The organism is Thalassotalea eurytherma (genome assembly GCF_030161415.1).
GTDB lineage: Bacteria > Pseudomonadota > Gammaproteobacteria > Enterobacterales > Alteromonadaceae > Thalassotalea_G > Thalassotalea_G eurytherma.
This window is the reverse complement of record NZ_BSSU01000001.1, coordinates 15,796-36,728: the sequence shown is the minus strand read 5'-3', so window position 1 is coordinate 36,728 and position 20,933 is coordinate 15,796. Positions and strand designations below refer to the sequence as shown.

At 38.8% G+C, this 20,933-nt stretch carries 18 protein-coding genes; 10 read left to right on the top strand and 8 right to left on the bottom strand.

The window, feature by feature from the left end; genetic code table 11:
* Positions 1–97: 97 nt before the first annotated feature.
* The 6 genes from mioC to rpmH form a co-directional block, all read right to left on the bottom strand.
* Positions 98–544, bottom strand: coding sequence for an FMN-binding protein MioC (gene mioC, locus QQK02_RS00175; RefSeq protein WP_284205900.1), 447 nt, complete (start codon positions 542–544; stop codon positions 98–100).
* 68 nt (positions 545–612) lie between these two features.
* Positions 613–1,986 (bottom strand): tRNA uridine-5-carboxymethylaminomethyl(34) synthesis GTPase MnmE, encoded by a 1,374-nt coding sequence (mnmE, locus tag QQK02_RS00170; protein WP_284206132.1) that lies wholly within the window; start codon positions 1,984–1,986, stop codon positions 613–615.
* 119 nt (positions 1,987–2,105) lie between these two features.
* On the bottom strand, positions 2,106–3,737 hold the full coding sequence (gene yidC, locus QQK02_RS00165) for a membrane protein insertase YidC (RefSeq protein WP_284205899.1): 1,632 nt from the start codon (positions 3,735–3,737) through the stop codon (positions 2,106–2,108).
* 3 nt (positions 3,738–3,740) lie between these two features.
* Positions 3,741–3,998, bottom strand: coding sequence for a membrane protein insertion efficiency factor YidD (gene yidD / locus QQK02_RS00160; RefSeq protein WP_284205898.1), 258 nt, complete (start codon positions 3,996–3,998; stop codon positions 3,741–3,743).
* Positions 3,962–4,324 carry a ribonuclease P protein component gene (gene rnpA, locus QQK02_RS00155; protein ID WP_284205897.1) on the bottom strand — a complete coding sequence of 121 codons (363 nt, stop codon included), beginning with the start codon at positions 4,322–4,324 and terminating at the stop codon, positions 3,962–3,964. Before rnpA ends, yidD begins: the two co-directional genes overlap by 37 nt.
* Positions 4,325–4,349: 25 nt before the next feature.
* Positions 4,350–4,484 carry a 50S ribosomal protein L34 gene (gene rpmH / locus QQK02_RS00150; RefSeq protein ID WP_074496262.1) on the bottom strand — a complete coding sequence of 45 codons (135 nt, stop codon included), beginning with the start codon at positions 4,482–4,484 and terminating at the stop codon, positions 4,350–4,352.
* Between the two features lie 460 nt (positions 4,485–4,944).
* Here rpmH and dnaA point away from each other — a divergent pair, with 460 nt between their 5' ends.
* The 6 genes from dnaA to glyS all read left to right on the top strand — a co-directional run bounded on the left by dnaA (position 4,945) and on the right by glyS (position 14,091).
* A complete protein-coding gene (gene dnaA / locus QQK02_RS00145) occupies positions 4,945–6,303 on the top strand; it encodes a chromosomal replication initiator protein DnaA (RefSeq protein WP_284205896.1) in 1,359 nt (452 codons plus the stop codon).
* A 19-nt stretch (positions 6,304–6,322) separates the two neighbouring features.
* Entirely contained in the window at positions 6,323–7,426 is a 1,104-nt protein-coding gene (gene dnaN / locus QQK02_RS00140; protein WP_284205895.1) for a DNA polymerase III subunit beta, read from the top strand.
* A gap of 3 nt (positions 7,427–7,429) precedes the next feature.
* Entirely contained in the window at positions 7,430–8,518 is a 1,089-nt protein-coding gene (recF, locus tag QQK02_RS00135) for a DNA replication/repair protein RecF (protein ID WP_284205894.1), read from the top strand.
* 8 nt (positions 8,519–8,526) lie between these two features.
* Entirely contained in the window at positions 8,527–10,962 is a 2,436-nt protein-coding gene (gyrB, locus tag QQK02_RS00130) for a DNA topoisomerase (ATP-hydrolyzing) subunit B (protein WP_284205893.1), read from the top strand.
* A gap of 142 nt (positions 10,963–11,104) precedes the next feature.
* Positions 11,105–12,025, top strand: a complete 921-nt coding sequence (glyQ, locus tag QQK02_RS00125; protein WP_284205892.1) for a glycine--tRNA ligase subunit alpha — start codon at positions 11,105–11,107, stop codon at positions 12,023–12,025.
* Positions 12,025–14,091: a glycine--tRNA ligase subunit beta gene (glyS, locus tag QQK02_RS00120; protein WP_284205891.1), complete on the top strand. Its 2,067-nt coding sequence runs from the start codon at positions 12,025–12,027 to the stop codon at positions 14,089–14,091. The genes glyQ and glyS overlap by 1 nt, the downstream gene beginning before the upstream one ends.
* Positions 14,092–14,125: 34 nt before the next feature.
* On the opposite strand, the gene tusA is transcribed toward glyS, so the two are convergent.
* Positions 14,126–14,377, bottom strand: a complete 252-nt coding sequence (tusA, locus tag QQK02_RS00115; RefSeq protein ID WP_284205890.1) for a sulfurtransferase TusA — start codon at positions 14,375–14,377, stop codon at positions 14,126–14,128.
* A gap of 52 nt (positions 14,378–14,429) precedes the next feature.
* Entirely contained in the window at positions 14,430–15,344 is a 915-nt protein-coding gene (locus QQK02_RS00110) for an SPOR domain-containing protein (protein ID WP_284205889.1), read from the bottom strand.
* A 114-nt stretch (positions 15,345–15,458) separates the two neighbouring features.
* Here QQK02_RS00110 and QQK02_RS00105 point away from each other — a divergent pair, with 114 nt between their 5' ends.
* The 4 genes from QQK02_RS00105 (at position 15,459) to QQK02_RS00090 (ending at position 20,887) form a co-directional block, all read left to right on the top strand.
* Positions 15,459–17,387: a transglycosylase SLT domain-containing protein gene (locus QQK02_RS00105; RefSeq protein WP_284205888.1), complete on the top strand. Its 1,929-nt coding sequence runs from the start codon at positions 15,459–15,461 to the stop codon at positions 17,385–17,387.
* Between the two features lie 75 nt (positions 17,388–17,462).
* On the top strand, positions 17,463–18,782 hold the full coding sequence (gene pepQ / locus QQK02_RS00100; RefSeq protein ID WP_284205887.1) for a Xaa-Pro dipeptidase: 1,320 nt from the start codon (positions 17,463–17,465) through the stop codon (positions 18,780–18,782).
* A gap of 6 nt (positions 18,783–18,788) precedes the next feature.
* The gene (locus tag QQK02_RS00095; protein WP_284205886.1) at positions 18,789–19,409 is read left to right on the top strand and encodes a YigZ family protein; all 621 of its coding nucleotides are present in this window, start codon (positions 18,789–18,791) and stop codon (positions 19,407–19,409) included.
* 26 nt (positions 19,410–19,435) lie between these two features.
* Complete coding sequence (locus QQK02_RS00090; protein ID WP_284205885.1) at positions 19,436–20,887, top strand: TrkH family potassium uptake protein; 1,452 nt, start codon at positions 19,436–19,438, stop codon at positions 20,885–20,887.
* Positions 20,888–20,933: the final 46 nt, after the last annotated feature.

Sequence of the window (20,933 nt, the reverse complement as noted above, 5' to 3'; positions counted from 1 at the left end):
TAAACTGAATAATAAGATCTATTTAAGAGGTTACAAACAGAGATATCCACATAGCTATATTTTTAGATCGTAATATGTGAATAACTTATGGGTAAGATCACGATAACTGATCTTTTAGATCGGTTATCCACTGAGAAGCGACTTCTTCTGGATCTATATCCTGCTGCATATCGAGTAGAAGAGGCTCTTTTAACTCTTTACAACCTTTTGTTTTTATTAGTTTATTAATGTTTTTAGCTGCATAGCAATAGGTATCGTAATTTGTATCACCCAAACCGATCGTTAAACAATGGGTTGTTGATAGATCAATAGTTTGATCTGTTAACTGATCAACAAAGGGTTGAATATTGTCAGGGTACTCACCAGCGCCATGAGTTGACGTACAAATTAGCCACGTTTGATTTTGGGTAGGAATTTCGTCTAAATTCGGTGATAAATGAAGGGTAGTTTGGTGGCCTAATTCGTTTAGCGCATCTTGACATGCTTCTGCAACATACTCAGATCCGCCTAACATACTGCCTACAATTATTTGAATAGATGCCATAGTTAAGCTCAGTAAGATAAATAAGCGTAACTATAGCATTTAGTGCATCGTATTAATAAAGTAGAGAACTACTTACCAATACAAAATGATGAGAATATTTTGCCAAGTAGATCATCACTGGTAAATTCACCAGTAATTTCATTAAGTTCTTGTTGGCAAATTCTTAGTTCTTCTGCAAGTATTTCTCCGGCAACGTAAGCTTGTAATTGATCTCTACCATTAATTAAATGTTGGTAAGCATTATCCAATGCCACTAGATGCCTTCTGCGCGCCATAAAGCCACCTTCAGTATTACCTTGATATCCTATAATCTGTTTCAAATGATCGGTGAGTAACTCAATTCCTTCATTTGTTTTTGCAGACAAGGTGATCGTTGGATCACTGTTTTCTTCCGTGACACCAATTGCAGCACCCGAAATATCTGCTTTGTTCTTAACAATGGTCACGCCAATATTTTCTGGCAATGCTTGGTAGAATTCAGGCCAAAATGTTTTGAGATCTATCGCTTGATCATTGGACGAATCAATCATGAGTAAAACACGATCTGCTTTCTTTATTTCTTGCCATGCGCGTTCAATACCTATTTGCTCCACTTTATCAGGACTTTCACGCAGACCCGCGGTATCAATAATATGAAGCGGCATGCCATCAATGTGAATTTGTTCGGTTAACACATCACGCGTAGTACCTTCGATATCGGTTACAATGGCCGTATCTTTGCCGCTTAGTGCGTTTAGTAAACTCGATTTACCAGCATTTGGTCGCCCAGCAATTACAACGCGCATACCTTCACGTAAGATACTGCCTTGTTTAGCTTGTTTTTGAACATCATCAACACTTTCAATGATTGCATTAAGATCATTAAGCACTTTTTCATCTGCAAGAAAGTCTATCTCTTCTTCTGGAAAGTCAATTGCTGCTTCAACATACATACGCAGATGAATGACATCTTCTACGAGTTGATGTACAAGCTTGGAGAAGCTTCCTTGTAATGATTGTAAAGCACTTTTAGCTGCTTGCTCTGAACTTGAGTTAATAAGATCAGCAATGGCTTCAGCTTGCGTTAAATCGAGTTTGTCATTGAGGAATGCTTGTTCACTGAACTCACCAGGTTTAGCCATGCGAATTTTGCTTATCGCGACGATTTCTTTAAGCAGCATATCTAAAATAACAGGGCCACCATGACCTTGCAGTTCGAGTACATCTTCACCGGTAAATGAGTTCGGCCCTTCAAAAAATAGTGCGATACCTTGGTCTAATGTTTCGCCTTGGCTGTTTTTAAAAGGCAAATATTCAGCTTTACGAGTTTGTGGCTGTTTGCCTAATATCGTTTGAGCGGCCAGTGAAGCAAGAGGGCCTGAAACACGAATAATACCAACACCACCGCGCCCAGGTGCCGTTGCTTGCGCGGTAATTGTTTCTGTGTTGCTTTGTAATGACATGGCAGTCATGTTGAATCTCAAAAGTGACTTATGTCGGTATTTTACTCTATGTTGGTATAAACCGGAAAGGGGAAAAAAAAAGGCGACCCTAAGGCCGCCTTTTTATCTATTACGATATGTTATTTTTGTTTGGCTTTTTCCATGCCTCTAAAAATAATTTTCATTTGTACTATTGATATAACGTTACTCACTAACCAGTAAAGTACTAGACCTGATGGGAACCAGAAGAAGAAAACGGTAAACATTACTGGCATGTATTGCATGATCTTCTGTTGCATTGGATCTGTAGCGGTCATTGGCTGCATTTTTTGCATAACAAACATACTGATACCCATTAGAATAGGTAATATGTAGTACGGATCTTTTGAAGATAGATCTGTTAACCATAAACCAAAGCCCGCATGGCGTAATTCAACACTTTCTAGGAATACCCAGTATAGCGCTAAGAAAATAGGCATTTGAATGAGCATAGGTAAACAACCACCCGCAGGATTTACTTTTTCTTTACGGTAAAGCTCCATTGTTGCTTGACCCATCTTTTGACGGTCATCACCAAAGCGCTCTTTTAACTGTTGCATTTTAGGCTGTAAATCACGCATTTTAGCCATTGACGTGTATTGCGCTTTCGTTAATGGGTACATCAAACCTTTTACGATTAATGTGATAACGATAATCGCCATACCCCAGTTAACAACAATTGATTGAATTGCTAATAGTAACCAGTGCAATGGTTGGCTGATCATAAATAAGAAGCCAAAATCTACTGTTAGATCTAAACCGTCAGCAAGAACTTCTAGTTCATCTTGTAATTTAGGGCCGACATATAAAATTGCTGATGCTGTAGCATTTTGGTTTGCATCAACTGTTATCGCTGGTGCTTTGAATCCAATAACAGCATCACCATTAGATGTGTAGTTTGTATAAAGTTGATTGTTGTCGCCAACTTGTGGCACCCAAGCCGAAACAAAATAGTGTTCAAGCATAGCAACCCAACCACCGCGAGTTGTTTGGTTTAAGTTTGCGTCTGCAATATCTGAGAAGTCATACTTTTCGTAACGATCTTCCGTTGTTGAGTATGCTGCACCACGATATGTTGGCATTAAGGCTGAAGATTCATCAACAAATGTAGATTGTTTTAACTGACCATATAACTGAACGCTTGCACTTTGTGTCGTAGTGTTAGCTAGTGTATAAGTTAGGCCTATATCGTATTTACCTTGAACGAAGGTATAAGTTTTAACAATGTTTAAGCCATTTTCTTGGTTTAACGTTAAGTTAACTGTTAACTCACCTTGATCGTTAAGTTGATAATCGGTTTTTTCAACTTGATAAATTGGGCGACCCGGTATCAAGCGATCTGGACCATTAGCCCCCGTTAAGCCACTTTGTGCAATATATTTACGAGCACCGTTTTGAAGCATAGTGTAAGGAATACCACTACCTTGCTCAGTATCATAACTTAACAATGCCACTTCAGTAATGTCACCACCTTGGGTATTGATCATTACTTTAACAACATCGGTTGTTACTGTGATCATCTTAGCTGAAGGTTTTACAACATCGGCACTTGCTTGTGCTTGTGAAGATGCAGGTACGAAATCGCCAGTGTTGTTCTCTGCTGACTGAGTTTCTTGTGTTACTTGGTTCTGCTCTTGTACTTGAATAGGCGCATGTTCTAATTGCCATTGTTGAAATAACAAAAAGCTAACTACAAGCAATGCTATAAAAAGCAAACTGCGTTGGGATTCCATAAGCTATTTTTTCTCTTTTGGTTTGAGTGGTACTGGATCTTCACCACCTTCATGTAAAGGATGGCATTTTAGTATACGTTTGCTTGCTAACCAACCACCTTTTAACAATCCGAAACGATTTATTGCTTCTATTGCATAAAAAGAACAGGTTGGATGGAAGCGACATTTGCTGGCACCGAACATAGGGCTGATAAAGTTTTGATAACCTTTTATCAGTAAAATTGCTATTTTTTGCCCAATCGACGGTCTATTTTTCGCCATATGCCATATATTTGCTTGCTAATGTCTTCGTTTTCAAGGGTATCAACCCCAGATTTTACCATTATTACCATATCTATATGTGGTAATTTATGTTGGTTAAGACGAAAACTCTCGCGCACTAAACGTTTTATTCTGTTTCGTTGAACTGCTAGTTTGACACGTTTTTTTGCAATAGCTAGCCCTAAACGATTTTGTTGATCATTATTAGGTGTCGTTAAAACAGTGAAGTGTTGAGTAGAAAATCTAGTAGGATTTGAGAAGATGTTTTGAAATTGACTGGGAGTCAATATTCTTGACTCCCGAGTAAACTTTTTAGTAACCGTCATTATAGGCTACCTATCTCGTAAGAGATTAAGCGCTTAAACGAGCACGACCTTTAGCACGACGACGCGCTAATACTGCACGACCGTTTTTAGTTGCCATGCGAGCACGGAAACCGTGGTTACGTTTACGCTTTAATACGCTAGGTTGAAATGTTCTTTTCATGAGACTTAGTCCGTCGGTTGTTGTTGCCCTGGCAAAACAGCCCTGTTGGCACACTGGTTCAAAAAATGAGGGCGAATTTTAAAGCGCCTGTTGGTTTTTGTCAATATTATTCTTTGTATAAAGTTTGCAAAGATCGTTTAAGGATCCTGTGTGTTTTTATTGCTATCCACAGTTTTATCACATTTTCGTTTCTGTGTTCTTGTTTTCCTTCAATATTTTGGTGGCTGTAATTAAAACTTAGTTGCTAATTTTTAACTATTATAAAGAGTTATCTTGTTGTTATTTAATGGTATTTTAATATAAAACCTAAAAATAGTGGTAAATAACAAAAGTCAATGTTGATGTTGTGGATAACTCGTTAGATAATAGACCAATAATTAATATAATTTTGTTTTCTGATCCTTGCTTTTGCCGCTTTCTTGGCATTTCTCCAATAGATTAGAATGTTAGGAGTTAAAGAGTGTCACAATCACTCTGGCAACGTTGCCTTTCTGTTTTACAAGAAGAATTACCTGCACAACAATTTAGTATGTGGATCCGTCCTCTTCAATGTGTGGAAGAAAATAACATCATGACGATTTACGCGCCTAATCGCTTTGTGCTTGATTGGGTTCGTGAAAAGTATGTTGATCGTATTAACGAGCTTGTATCGATGGAAGAGCAATCAAACCCTCCATTACTTCGATTCGATGTTGGTAGCTTACCAACAAGTTCTGAAAGCAATAGTTCCCCCGTAACTGAGGTGCCTAAGCCAACGATCAATCCTGCACCGTCTCAACCAGAAGCGAATTTACCCAAAACAACCAATGTTTTTGCAAAATATACCTTTGATAACTTTGTTGAGGGTAAGTCAAACCAATTGGCGCGTGCTGCTGCTTCACAGGTTGCTGATAACCCTGGTACAGCTTATAACCCTCTATTTATATACGGTGATACTGGTTTAGGTAAAACTCACTTATTGCATGCTGTTGGCAACGGTATTTTACATAGTAATCCTAAAGCAAAAATTGCTTATATGCACTCTGAGCGCTTTGTTCAAGATATGGTAAAAGCATTGCAAAACAATGCCATTGAACAGTTCAAGCAGTATTACCGAGGTGTTGACGCTTTACTGATTGATGATATTCAGTTTTTCGCTAACAAAGAGCGAACTCAAGAAGAGTTTTTTCATACCTTTAACGCATTGTTAGAAGGTAATCAGCAAATTATTTTAACTAGTGACCGTTATCCAAAAGAAATTGATGGTGTTGAAGATCGTCTTAAGTCTCGTTTTGGGTGGGGTCTTACTTTAGCAATTGAACCACCAGAGTTAGAAACGCGTGTCGCGATCCTTAAGAGAAAGGCTCAGGAGCGTCAGATTAATTTAGCCGACGAAGTTGCATTCTTTATTGCTAAGCGAATTCGAGCAAATGTGCGTGATCTTGAAGGCGCGCTAAATCGTGTAATTGCTAACGCAAACTTTACTGGTCGTGCGATCACAATTGATTTTGTTCGAGAAGCTTTGCGAGATTTACTTGCACTGCAAGACAAGCTTGTTACTATCGATAATATACAACGTACAGTAGCTGAATATTATAAAATCAAAGTGGCAGATCTGTTGTCGAAACGACGCAGCCGATCGGTAGCAAGACCTCGCCAAATTGCTATGGCGTTGTCTAAAGAATTAACCAACCATAGCTTGCCTGAGATTGGCGATGCATTTGGTGGTAGAGATCACACGACAGTTCTTCATGCTTGTCGAAAAGTAAAAGAGCTTCGTGAAGATTCTCATGATATAAAAGAAGATTATTCAAACTTAATAAGAACATTGTCCTCTTAAAAATTTAGGGTTATAGCAAATGAAGTTTTCGGTAAATAGGGAAGTCTTACTTAAGCCATTACTTTTGGTATCCGGGGCCGTAGAGCGTAAAAGTACATTACCTATATTAGGCAATGTACTTTTTGAGGTTAGTGGTCACTCATTTACTTTGACGGCGACAGATTTAGAACTTGAGATGGTTTCTTACGCTGAAGTTGAAAACCAAGGTGAAGACGGTAAAGTTACAATACCTGCAAGAAAGCTACTTGATATTTGTAAAAGTTTACCTGATAACTCGCAACTTATTTTCGATGCGCATGATGAAGCGGTAACCATTAGCACGGGGCGAAGTAAATATTCATTATCAACGCTCGCTGCCACTGACTTTCCTAATATTGAGGAATGGCAAGGCGATGTAGAATTTAAACTGCTTAAGTCTGAATTATTACGTTTGATTGAAAGTACGCATTTTTCAATGGCAAACCAAGATGTTCGTTATTATCTTAATGGTATGTCCATTGAAACTGAAGGTAATGAAATTCGTTCGGTAGCCACTGATGGACATAGATTAGCGATTTGTAAAATTGGTAATGACTCGTTAGCATTGCCATCACGCCAAGTTATCGTTCCTCGTAAAGGGATTTTGGAAATTATTCGTTTGCTTGAACCTGTTGATGAAGAAATTCAAATATTTATGGGTTCTAACCATATTCGAATTTTAGATACGGCATTTTCTTTTACTAGTAAGTTAGTTGATGGTCGGTTCCCTGATTACCGTCGTGTACTGCCGAGAAACGGTGATAAAGTATTAACAACGGATAAAGATGCATTACGTCAGGTATTATCTCGAGCATCAATTTTGTCGAATGAGAAATTCAAAGGTGTACGTTTAAATTTTGAACCAGCAGAATTAAAGATAACTGCTAATAATCCTGAGCAAGAACAAGCAGAAGAGTTGATTGAAATTGATTTTCCATATGAAGCTTTAGAGATTGGCTTTAATGTAAGCTATGTACTTGATGTACTAAATGCAATTAAAGACGAAGAAGTTGTGTTTACATTGTCTGATGCAAATAGCAGTGTTGTTATTGAAGGTAAAGACTCAGGTGAAGCAATTTATGTTGTTATGCCGATGCGTTTGTAATGAATGAGTGTTAAAAAGTTAACAACACAAAATTATAGAAATTTAGCATCGGCCTCAATTGATTTTCATCCAGATTTAAATTTTATTCTTGGTGATAATGGAAGTGGCAAAAGTAGCATTTTAGAGGCGATTTTTTATTTAGGCCACGGAAAATCATTTCGTAATGCTAAACTAGAAAACCTTGTTACCTTCGATAAAGATAGCTTTGTTGTTAGCTTAGAAAATAACAACTCGGATCGTTTTGGCATTCGACGTGATGTTGCCCTTGGGTTAAGTGATATAAAAATTAACGGTGATAAAGTTAGCAGGCTGTCAGAGCTTGCTATTAATATTGCAGTTCAAGTTATAACGCCAGAAAGCTTCAAGCTGTTTTTTGGTGGGCCAAAAGAAAGGCGAAAGTTTTTTGATTTAGGGATGTTTCACGTGAAACATCAGTTTGGGAAGTTTTGGCGTGACTTTGTAAAATTACAGAAGCAACGTAATGCATTGCTAAAAAACTACGCTAAGAAAACTGACTTTGAATTCTGGAACCATCAGTTTGTAGAACAAAGTGAACTGATCTCAGAATTGAGAAATGACTATTTTGTACAGTTATCTAAAGAACTTGGAAATTGGATTAGTATTCTACTGCCTGAATTAGTAGAAGATATTAAAGTTCAATATTATCAAGGTTGGCCAAGTAAGAAGTCATTAGTTGACGTACTTAATGCTAATTTTGACAAAGACTGCCAACTTGGGTTTACCCAATATGGCGCTCACAAGTTTGATGTACGTTTTTTAATTGGCGGTAAAGCTCTTGATTTGAAATTATCAAGAGGGCAACAAAAGTTGTTTTTACTCGCTCTTACTTTTGCACAAACAAAGTTGATTGAAAAAGTAGAGCGCGTAAAACCAATTTTATTGATTGATGATTTTGGTGCGGAATTAGATATTAATTCAAGAACTGCATTGATGAATGCATTAGGTAAAATTGATTGCCAAAGTATTATAACAGCAATCGACGAGTTTTCGTTGCAACCCATGTTACAACAAGAACAACAATATAAGATGTTTCACGTGAAACATGGTGAAATCTTAGAAATAAGTAAATAGGCTATAAAATGACAGTAGAAAACGAATATGGCTCAGACAGTATTAAGGTGCTAAAAGGCCTTGATGCAGTAAGAAAAAGACCAGGGATGTATATTGGTGATACCGATGACGGTACAGGTCTACACCATATGGTATTTGAGGTTCTAGATAACTCGATAGATGAAGCGTTAGCTGGTCACTGTAATGACATCTACGTTACCATTCATTTAGACGGCTCTGTTTCAGTAAAAGATGATGGTCGTGGCATTCCTACAGATATCCATCCTGAAGAGGGTGTATCTGCTGCCGAGGTTATTATGACTGTACTTCATGCTGGTGGTAAATTCGGTGGTGAAGATTCTGGCTATAAAGTTTCTGGTGGTTTACACGGTGTAGGTATTTCTGTTGTAAACGCATTAAGCGACAAATTAACATTAACAATTCGTCGTGCTGGCAAAGTTCATGAGCAAGAATATCATTTAGGTGAACCACAAGCGCCATTGGCTGTAGTCGGTGACACAGACCAAACAGGTACAGAAGTTCGTTTTTGGCCAAGTGATTCTATTTTTACTGATGTAGAATTTCACTACGATATCTTACTTAAGCGTATTCGCGAACTATCATTCTTGAATTCAGGTGTATCAATAACACTAAAAGATGAGCGCGATGAGGATAAGAAAGAACACTTTCATTATGAAGGTGGTATCCAAGCTTTCGTTGATTACCTAAATACCAATAAAACGCCAGTGAACCAAGAAATTTTCTACTTCGATTTAGAAAGAGAAGATGGCATTGTTGTAGAAGTTGCGATGCAATGGAATGATGGTTTCCAAGAAAACATTTTCTGTTTCACCAATAACATTCCACAGCGTGACGGCGGTACACACTTAAGCGGTTTTAGAACGGCATTAACTCGTACGCTAAACAGCTATATGGTTAAAGAAGGCTTAAATAAGTCTAAGAAGGGTGATACCAGTGCTTCAGGTGATGATGCACGTGAAGGGTTAACTGCCGTTATATCAGTAAAAGTGCCTGATCCTAAGTTTTCTTCACAAACTAAAGATAAGCTAGTTTCTTCAGAAGTTAAAACGGCTGTAGAACAAGCTATGGGCGAAAAGTTAGGTGAGTACTTATTAGAAAACCCTACGACAGCTAAAACAATTTTAATGAAGATAATCGATGCGGCACGAGCTCGTGAAGCTGCTCGAAAAGCTCGTGAAATGACTCGTCGTAAGGGGGCGTTAGATATCGCAGGTTTACCAGGTAAGCTAGCCGATTGTCAGGAAAAAGACCCAGCACTATCTGAACTATATATTGTGGAGGGTGACTCAGCGGGTGGGTCAGCTAAACAAGGTCGTAACCGTAAGAACCAAGCAATCTTGCCTCTTAAAGGTAAAATCTTAAACGTAGAAAAAGCACGTTTTGATAAGATGATTTCATCAGCTGAAGTTGGTACGTTAATTACAGCCTTAGGTTGTGGTATTGGCCGTGATGAATATGATCCAGAAAAATTAAGATATCACAGCATTATTATTATGACCGATGCTGATGTCGATGGCTCTCACATCAGAACGTTACTATTAACTTTCTTTTATCGCCAAATGCCAGAAATTATGGAACGTGGTTATGTTTATATTGCCCAACCTCCACTTTATAAAGTGAAGAAGGGTAAGCAAGAACGTTACATAAAAGATGATGAAGGATTAACTGAATATTTAACGACACTAGCTTTAGAAAATGCTGAGATCCATGTAAATGAATCTGCACCAGCTATTTCTGAGGTAGCGTTAGAGAAGCTTGTTAATCAATATCGCAAAACCATGGCTACAATCAAGCGCGTATCTCGTCAGATTCCAGAAGATATACTTGAGAAAATGGTTTACTCAAATGTTATCGAAACAGAAGAGTTTGCAGATAAAGCAGTGGTTGAAACTTGGGCTGCTAACCTATTGGCACAGCTTGAAGATCAAGATGGTAACGGTTCAATCTATTCAGTTACGGTTGAGCGTGATGACGAGCGTAATATTTTCTACCCTAAATTTAATATCAGACAACATGGTATTGATAAGCAGTATACCTGTGGATATGACTTTATTAATTCAAACGAATTCAATTCAATTCGTGAACTAAATAAAGCGATCAATGGTTTAATGGAAGAAGGTGCATACGTTAAACGTGGTGAGAAAGTTAAATCAGTAGAAGGCTTCGAAGAAGCACTTAACTGGCTAATGGCTGAATCTAAACGTGGTCAATACATTCAGCGTTATAAAGGGTTGGGTGAAATGAACCCTGACCAACTTTGGGAAACAACGATGGATCCAGAAACACGCCGTATGCTAAGAGTTACAATTGAAGATGCGATTGCAGCAGATCAATTGTTTAATACGTTAATGGGTGACCATGTTGAGCCGCGCAGAAACTTTATTGAAGACAACGCGCTTAAAGTGGCTAACCTAGACGTCTAGTTTATAACTAGCAATAACCAAAATATCATGCCCGGTCACCAAATCGGGCATTTTTTATTTTAACTGATACAAAACCTTACTGGCTTATCAAAAGTCAGTGGGTATAATTAACACAATTTTATTTAAGTAATCTCGGAACGACATGAGTACGTTTGATATAAAAACCTTTCAAGGTCTAATTTTACAGTTACAAGATTATTGGTCACGTCAAGGCTGCGTGATCATTCAGCCACTTGATCTAGAAGTAGGCGCTGGCACATTTCATCCAATGACATTTTTGCGTGCTATTGGTCCTGAGCCAATGAGCAGCGCTTATGTCCAACCATGTCGTCGTCCTACTGATGGTCGTTATGGCGAAAATCCAAACCGCCTGCAGCACTATTATCAATTTCAAGTGATGCTAAAGCCTTCGCCAAAAAACATTCAAGAACTTTACCTAAACTCTTTAAAAGAGCTTGGCATTGACCCATTAGTTCACGACATCCGTTTTGTTGAAGATAACTGGGAGTCACCAACATTAGGAGCCTGGGGTCTAGGGTGGGAAATCTGGCTAAATGGTATGGAAATAACTCAGTTTACTTATTTCCAACAAGTCGGTGGTTTAGAGTGTGCACCCGTTACTGGTGAAATCACTTATGGTTTAGAGCGATTAGCAATGTATATTCAAAATGTTGATAGCATCTATGACCTAGTTTGGACTGACGGCCCTATGGGTAAAGTACTTTATCGTGATGTATTCCACCAAAATGAAGTAGAGCAGTCTACCTATAACTTTGAACATGCAGATGTTCCTGCACTTTTTGCTCAATTTGATCATTGTGAAAAAGAAAGCCAAAAGCTTATTGAGCATGGCTTACCATTACCTGCATACGAACAAGTAATGAAGGCATCTCATGCATTCAACTTACTTGATGCACGCCATGCTATTTCAGTAACGGAGCGCCAGCGTTACATACTTAGAGTAAGAGCTCTATCTAAAGCATGTGCTGAAGCATATTACGAAGCGAGAGAAAAATTAGGTTTTCCATTATGTGCCAACGCAACTAATAAGGGAGATAAATAATGACGACACAAACCTTATTAATTGAACTTGGTACAGAAGAGCTACCACCAAAGTCATTGAAAGAGCTAGCACAGACATTTTTAGCTCAAATTGAATCTCAGATTAATGATGCATCATTATCTTACGAGAGCGCTGTTTGGTTTGCTTCTCCGCGCCGTTTAGCAGTAAAGATTGAACAACTTCAAGAGAATCAAGAAGACAAAGTTGTAGAAAAGCGTGGTCCATCTGTCACTGTAGCTTTTGATGAGAATGGTGCAGCAAGTAAAGCTGCGGAAGGTTGGGCGCGTTCAAATGGTATTACTGTTGATCAGGCTGATCGCATAAAAACGGATAAAGGCGAATGGTTACTTCATAAAGCAACCGTTAAAGGCGAGTCAATTCAATCCTTGTTACCTAAAATGGTACAACAAGCGATCAATAAACTTCCTATCCCTAAGCCTATGCGATGGGGAAGCACAAGAACCCAATTTATTCGTCCAGCACATACACTAACCATGCTATTTGGTCGTGAAGTTATCAATGGTGAAGTCTTGGAGGTGCAATCTGACCGCCTTAGCCAAGGTCATCGCTTCCACAGTGAAGGACTGGTATCTATCGAACATGCCGACGATTACGAGAAAACGTTATCTTCAGCTTATGTCATGGTTGATTACAATGAACGCCAGCAAGTTATTAAGCAACAAATAGAAAAAGCAGCGCAAGAATTAGGTGGAAATGCACTCGTTGACCAACCTTTACTAGATGAAGTCACTGCGTTAGTAGAATGGCCTGTAACCTTAATTGGTGACTTTGATCAAAGCTTTTTAGCTGTGCCAGCTGAGCCATTAATCTATTCAATGAAAGACCATCAAAAGTATTTTCCTGTAATGGATGATAATGGTAAGTTGCTAAATAAATTTATCTTCGTCTCAAATATCGAAAGTAAAGACCCTGCACAGGTTATTTCTGGTAATGAAAAAGTCATTCGCCCGCGTTTAGCGGATGCTGAATTCTTCTTTAAAACTGATAAAAAACAACCTTTAGAAGCGCGATTATCTAGCTTAGAATCAGTACTATTCCAAAAACAACTAGGCACATTGAAAGATAAATCTGAGCGTATTGCCGCTCTTAGCCAATTTATTGCTAGCCTTATCAATGAAAATACAGAGCAAGCTTACCGTGCTGGTTTGCTAAGTAAAGCTGACCTAATGACGGAAATGGTACTTGAGTTTCCACAAGTTCAGGGGACTATGGGTAAGTACTATGCAATTCACGATGGTGAAGATGCTTCAATTGCACAAGCACTAGAAGATCAGTACCGCCCGCGTTTCGCAGGTGACAACTTACCTGAAGCAAACATCGGTTGCGCGGTCGCTATCGCTGATAAAATTGATACTTTAGTCGGTATCTTCGGCATCAATCAAGCACCTAAAGGTGACAAAGACCCGTTTGCTTTACGTCGCGCTGCAATTGGCTTAATTCGCATTATCATAGAAAAGTCACTTAGCATCGATGTAACTGCTTTGATCGAGCATAGCATTGCCCTATACGGTGATAAACTGACTAATGACAATGTCATTAATGATGTTAATGAATTTGTACTAGGTCGTTATAGAGCCTTCTACCAAGAGCAAAATATTTCTGTCGATATTATCCAAGCTGTATTAGCTAAAGCATCAACGGCACCGTTAGATTTTGATCAACGTGTAAAAGCGGTAGCTCATTTCAAAGGCCTTGAAGAAGCAACAACATTAGCAGCAGCAAACAAACGTGTTGGTAATATTTTAGCTAAGTTTGATGGTCAATTGCTTGATGATGTAAACGCTGATTTGGCAAGTGAAGATGCTGAAAAAGCATTAATTAGTGACGTTGAAGCTGTAGAAAAAGAAACAGCACCACTTATTGCTAATAAAGAATATCAAGCAGTACTTAATGCGTTAGCTAAACTAAAAACGCCTATTGATAACTTCTTCGATGGTGTAATGGTGATGGCAGACGATGAAGCAGTTAAAGTTAATCGTTTAACGCTACTTGCTAAAATTCGTAGCCAGTTCTTAAATGTAGCGGATATTTCATTATTACAATAATGAATGACATGTGAAAAGAAATGAAGAGGGAGTGCTAAGCACTCCCTTTTTTTATCAGGTATTTAAAAGGTTTTTCTCCGGTTTGCTGAGCAACTAGGTCATGATCCATAAAACGACAAAAGCTAGGCACGTCACGTGTAGTTGATGGATCATCTGCGATAACGAGCAAGGTTTCACCTTCAGCAATTTTTCGGATATTTAAACGAATCATCATTACCGGCTCTGGACAACGAAGGCCCAGTGCATCAAGGGTGTGATCTGCATTTTTAAAACTCAAGGGTTCCATATCGCATACTCTTTATAAAAAGGTCGCTAGTTTACGAAAATTGAGCATAAGATCAATCCTCGTTAGCAACTTGTAACACATAGCTTTCAATTTGTTGTGTTACTAATACCGATGCCTGCCATGATTTAGCGAGTTCTTTGCTTTCAAAACGACGAACAATTATCCGATACATATCATCAAAAAAACTAATATCAGCGCTATCTTTATATTGTTGTGCAGTTCTCTTATTAAATGCCAATAAGAATGCATGAGCATTATTTTCATTCTTAAATGCACCCACTTGTATAGCCCAACGTTTGAAATCATCACTAGCTGTTATAGGCGGTAATGAATTAGCACTTACTGACTTACTATCTGAAGGGGGGGTAACTACCGGAGTTTCAACTGCGACTACAGGGTTAGTCTTCGAACGCTCATTAGGCCTATCAATAGATTTACTTCTTACTATTTTGTCATTGTGTTTTGTGCCAAAACTATAGGATAGGCCGAAACTTAAATGATGCATGTCTTGATAGGCTTGATCACTAAACTGACTTTGATGTTTAAAAGTAAAGGCAAGGTTGTCGGTAATTGCTAGATCAAAACCAAGCCCTAAATAGGGCATGGTACTCGCACTCGTTATCAAATTTTCATTGCTACTTTCATTAACGTACATCAAACCCGCAGATGCAAACGACGATATCGAATTGTTAAATGGCTTTTTTACACTTGCACCAAAATAAAGTGAATCCAATTCACCAACTAACTCTTCAGAGTTTGTTCGCTTTGTTAATTCTCCTGACTGATCAATCCCAAACTGAACAGCGAAATTTGGTTGGAAAAAATATTGATAGCCAGCGGAAAAGCCAACGCTTTCACCTGATTGGTAATTATAGTTCGATAACACAGTAACCTGGTGCTCTTCAGCTTTAGCACTGGCTGAAAGGGTAATCAAAGCGGATAAAACTAATACTCGAAAATTCTTCATTTAGTCGGTTAATTCACTAGGTTTTTATTGTTTTTTTTCATATTACCAGTAAGGTAGATGACGATAAAGCGTATTCCTATTTACGCTGGGCTAATATTTTTGCCGAGTAGATTCATGCCATATTCTAATTTTCTAACAAAGTACATTTTTCCACTGGCGCTTGTTACTGCGTCATTTACCAGTATTTCCTCTTCCTCAACTAGTTCAGACAGTGTTCATTTTCGTACGTTATTTAAAAAGGCAGAAAAGCTGACGAGTCGATCAAATGGTGAAGAATATAAGTCGTTGTATCAACAGTTACACTACTATCCCTTGCAACCGTACTTAGATCAACAACGATTGATAAAAACACTTCATATTAACAAAGCAAAAGAAATTACAGAATTCCTTGAGGAGTATGAAGGTTCGCCGCTAGATTGGCCACTACGAAAAAAATGGCTGCAATATTTAGCACGTAAAAATTATCGTACCTTGTTCATTGATGCATTTAAGCCAAACAGTGATGCTAAATTAATGTGTTATATGCGTAAATCACAACTTGCTGAAGGTCAATCAGAAGCGGTTGTTATGCCTGAAGTGACAAAACTTTGGGTGGTAGGTAAATCGCAACCTAAGCAATGTGACAAGTTATTTACTCAGTGGGAACATGCGGGCTACCGAACACAAGAGGTCATTTGGCAACGATTAGCAAAAGCAGCTGATGGTGGTGACCATACGTTAATCCCATACATAACCAGCTTATTACATGTTGATGAGCAGTATCTAGGTCGTCTTTGGCATAAAGTGAGAAAAAACCCTGCCTATGTTGCTAAATTAAGTCGGTTTCCTAATAAGTCTCAAAAAGAAGCGCAAATAATGACTTATGGCTTAAAGCGGTTAATTTGGCGAGATCAAACACTTGCCCTTAATATTTTTGAAAAAGCAAAAACAGTTTTACCGTTAAACCGACAGCAACACCAAACCATAGAGCAAAAGTTTGCACTCGCGTTAGCAACCAAAGGTCATAAAGATGCTAAACAATGGTTGGTGCAAGTTGACGACTCATTGCAGTCAGGACAGGTTATTCAATGGCGAATCTCTCAAATGCTGCGTGACGATGATTGGTTGAGTATTCACCAACAACTTAGTGCTTTCCCAGAAGCAATTAAAGAAGGTTTACAGTGGCAATACTGGTATGCGAGAAGCTTAATTGAAACGGAACAAAAGTTAGCGGGTGAAACATTACTCGCTGAGATCGCAAAACAACGACATTATTATGGCTTTTTAGCAGCCAGTCGGTTGTCACAAAATATCGCTTTAAACGATGAGCCTTTAGTTATTACACCTGAAGAAAAGCAAAATATCTTACAAAGTAAATCGGCTAAACGGGCATTTGAATGGTTTCACTTGGGTAGGCCAACGATGGCGAGAAAAGAGTGGAATCATTGGCGAAAATCTCTTTCAACAAGGGAGCGTTTAACAGCGGCAAAAGTTGCTAATGAAGCAGGTTGGTATGACCGTGCTATTTTTACGCTCGCTTATGAAGGTTATTTGAATGATGTAAACTTGCGTTTCCCGCTGGCATATCAAGAAACCATCACTGAACAAGCACAAAAGAATAATATTTCCCCGCCATGGGCTTTCGCTATCGCTCGCAGAGAAAGCTCATTTATGCCTGATGCGCATTCGGGCGCAGGTGCTAGAGGTGTTATGCAAATCATGCCAGCGACGGCCCGTCAAGTTGCCAAGCGACCGGTCTCTACGCGCAAGTTAAATGATCCTGAACAAAATATCGCGTTAGGTACTAAGTACTTAAGTCAACTACTGATCAAGCATGATAATAATCAAATTCTAGCAACGGCGGCTTATAACGCCGGGAGTTCTCGTATTACGCAATGGTTAAAAACAACACCTAAACTGTCTGCCGATATTTGGATCGAAACAATCCCATTTAAAGAAACGCGAGAATACGTAAAAAGCGTGATGGCTTATCAGCAAATTTATCGGGTAAAAACGAATGAAGAGTCGTCGCTATTTGCGATGTTAATTGCAATGGAGATATAGGACATCAGACTAGCCCACAAGCCTGCATACTGATACTATTGCGCTAATTTTAAAATATTAAAAATGGTAAGACTTATGTCTAAACTACAAACTTTATATCCTGCTCATGTAAAGCAAATGCAGGAGCGTACGGCAAGCGTCCTAAAGCGTGAAAACCTTGATGGTTTAGTGATTCATTCTGGACAAGAAATTAAAGTCTTTTTAGATGACTATGGTTACCCATTCAAAGTTAACCCTCATTTTAAGGTTTGGTTGCCTTTAGTTGATATTCCAAACTCTTGGTTAATTGTTAATGGTAATGATAAGCCAACACTTATCTATTATCAGCCAGTAGATTTTTGGCATAAAGTAATTCCTTTATCAGAGAGTTACTGGAATGAGTTTTTTGATATTAAAGTACTTACTAAGCCTGCTGAAGTCGATAAGTTATTACCATATGATAAAGCTGGCTATGCCTATATTGGTGGTCATATAGAAGTGGCTCAAGCGTTAGGCTTTGATAATATTAACCCTGAGCCTGTGTTGAATTACTTACATTATCATCGCGCCTACAAAACAATGTATGAACAAGAATGTATGCGTAATTCAAATAAAATTGCGGTAACGGGCCATAAGGCAGCTAAAGACGCTTTCTTAGCTGGTTTATCTGAGTTTGATATTCAACAGGCGTATCTTAAGGCAACGAACCATACAGCGAACGATACTCCTTACGGCAATATTGTTGCGTTGAATGAAAACACTGCAATTTTGCATTACACCGCACTTGATCGTGTAGCACCAAAAAAATCACAATCATTCTTGATTGATGCCGGCGCTAACTTTCATGGTTATGCTTCAGATATCACCAGAACCTATGCTTCAGAGCAAAATGAATTTGCCGATATGATCGCACGTATGGATCAGTTAATGCTCAACTCGTGTGACGGTTTAAGACCAGGTAAAAGCTATGTCGATTTGCATATAGAAACGTATCGTAATATCGGACAAGTACTTAATGAGTTTAATATCATTAATGTCGACGCCGATACTGCAGCGCAATCGGGGATTATTTCTACTTTCTTCCCTCATGGTCTAGGTCATCATCTTGGTTTACAAACCCATGATGTCGGTGGCTTTATGGCTGATGAGCGTGGTACTCATATCAATTCACCAGAAGAGCATCCATTTCTTCGCACCTCTCGTGTGATAGAAGCCAATCAAGTATTCACCATTGAGCCTGGCCTTTATTTTATTGATTCATTATTAAGTGATTTAAAAGCAAGTGCCAATAAAGATATGGTTAACTGGCAGCAAGTAGAGAAGTTTAAACCATTTGGTGGCATTCGTATTGAAGACAATATTATTGTTCACCAATCGTCGAATGAAAATATGACGCGAGACCTAGAACTCGACTAATATTTTATGGCTAACAAACCATACCAGGTTGCGATTAACGACGTAGTAGAAGAGACTATCGTTAATCGTAGCCGATTTATTTGTTTTCTTTTTCCGTGCACGACAGCTGATACCTTTAAAGTCAAGCTTCATGCATGCCAACAAGAACACCCCAATGCATCTCATCACTGCTATGCCTTTTTATTGGGCGATCCTAATGACAGCCAAAAATACGGATTCTCTGACGATGGTGAGCCATCTGGCACAGCTGGTCGGCCGATGTTAGCTAGTTTGCAAGGTAGTGAGGTTGGAGAGGTTGCTGCAATTGTTGTCAGATATTTTGGTGGCACAAAATTAGGTACTGGCGGCTTATCGAGAGCTTATAGCCTAAGTGTCAGAAATGCCGTCGAAAAATTGCAAAGTCGTACTAAAATACCTATGGTACAACGCCACTTGACGTGTCAATATACTCAAGTTAATGACGTATTTTATTTGTTAGAGCAACATCAAGGGAAACTGGCTGAACAAGGCTTTGGTGAACAAGTTAGTTTAATACTCAATATTCCAGAGTCTAACGTCGATGGTTTTGCTATGCAATTAGAAACTATGTCTTCAGGTAAGTTAGTACTAACATCAAAACAAGAATAATTACTGAACGGATACCATGATTCACTGTGCAATATAGAAATATCATACGAATTTTAGGTTTATTGGTTACGTTACTTAGTGGCACCATGTTGCCACCCGCGTTGGTATCTGCCATTTATCGAGACGGTGGTGGTGTACCATTTTTATTGTCATTTCTATTTTGTTTAGCGGCAGGTTTTTTAGCTTGGTATCCCAATCGTAATCAAAAAGACGATTTAAGAGCGCGCGAAGGTTTTTTAATTGTTGTTCTATTCTGGACGGTATTAGCTAGCTTCTCAGCAATACCACTTTTACTTTTAGAAGAGCCTAATCTATCTGTTTCTGATGCGTTCTTTGAGTCTTTTTCTGGTTTAACTACGACCGGCGCTACGGTACTAACGGGCTTAGATAGCATGTCACATGCGATCTTGTTTTATCGCCAACAATTACAGTGGCTTGGTGGTATGGGGATTATCGTACTCGCCGTAGCTGTATTACCAATGCTTGGTATTGGTGGGATGCAGTTATATCGCGCAGAAACACCTGGTCCGGTAAAAGACTCTAAAATGACGCCGCGTATAGCCGATACGGCGAAACATTTGTGGTATATCTATTTATCGTTAACCATTCTTTGTGGGCTTGCCTATTGGTTAGCCGGTATGTCTGCTTTTGATGCAATATGTCATGCTTTCTCAACCATAGCGATAGGTGGCTTCTCAACTCACGACGCAAGTATGGGGTACTTTAATAGCCCTGTAATAAATTTAGTTTGCGTTGTCTTCTTAATTATTGCTGGCGTTAACTTTGCGCTGCATTATGCAGCCGTGCAAAATCGCTCCTTTAGAAGCTATATTCACGATCCTGAATTTAAAGTATTTATCTCTATTCAAGTGATACTAACTCTTGTTTGTTTTGCCGTTTTAATGGCTGAAGGTACTTACACCAATGCTGATAGAGCACTAGATCAGGCGCTATTTCAATCGGTTTCAATTAGCACGACTGCAGGGTTTGCAACTACCTCGTTTGCTGACTGGCCCACCTTATTGCCAATCCTACTAATATTCTCTAGTTTTATCGGTGGTTGTGCCGGTAGTACTGGTGGAGGTATGAAAGTTATTCGGGTCTTCTTACTTTATTTACAAGGGGTAAGGGAGCTCAACAAACTAGTGCATCCAAAAGCTATTTTTTCAATCAAATTGGGTAGAAAGGCGTTACCACCAAGGGTTATAGAAGCTGTTTGGGGATTCTTCTCAGCGTATGCCGCAGTATTTGTTTTATGTATGCTGTTACTTATAGCAAGCGGTGTTGATGATATAACGGCATTTACAGCCGTTGCTGCTTGTTTAAATAACCTTGGCCCAGGTTTAGGTGAGGTTGCCTCTAATTTCGCTAGTTTGAACGATTTTAGTAAGTGGGTACTGATTGTAGCGATGTTATTTGGCCGATTAGAAATCTTTACCTTACTGGTATTATTCACGCCGGCGTTTTGGCGTTCATAAATCATTAGGTAATAAAAAGGGGCGAGGTATAGACATACGTCGCCCC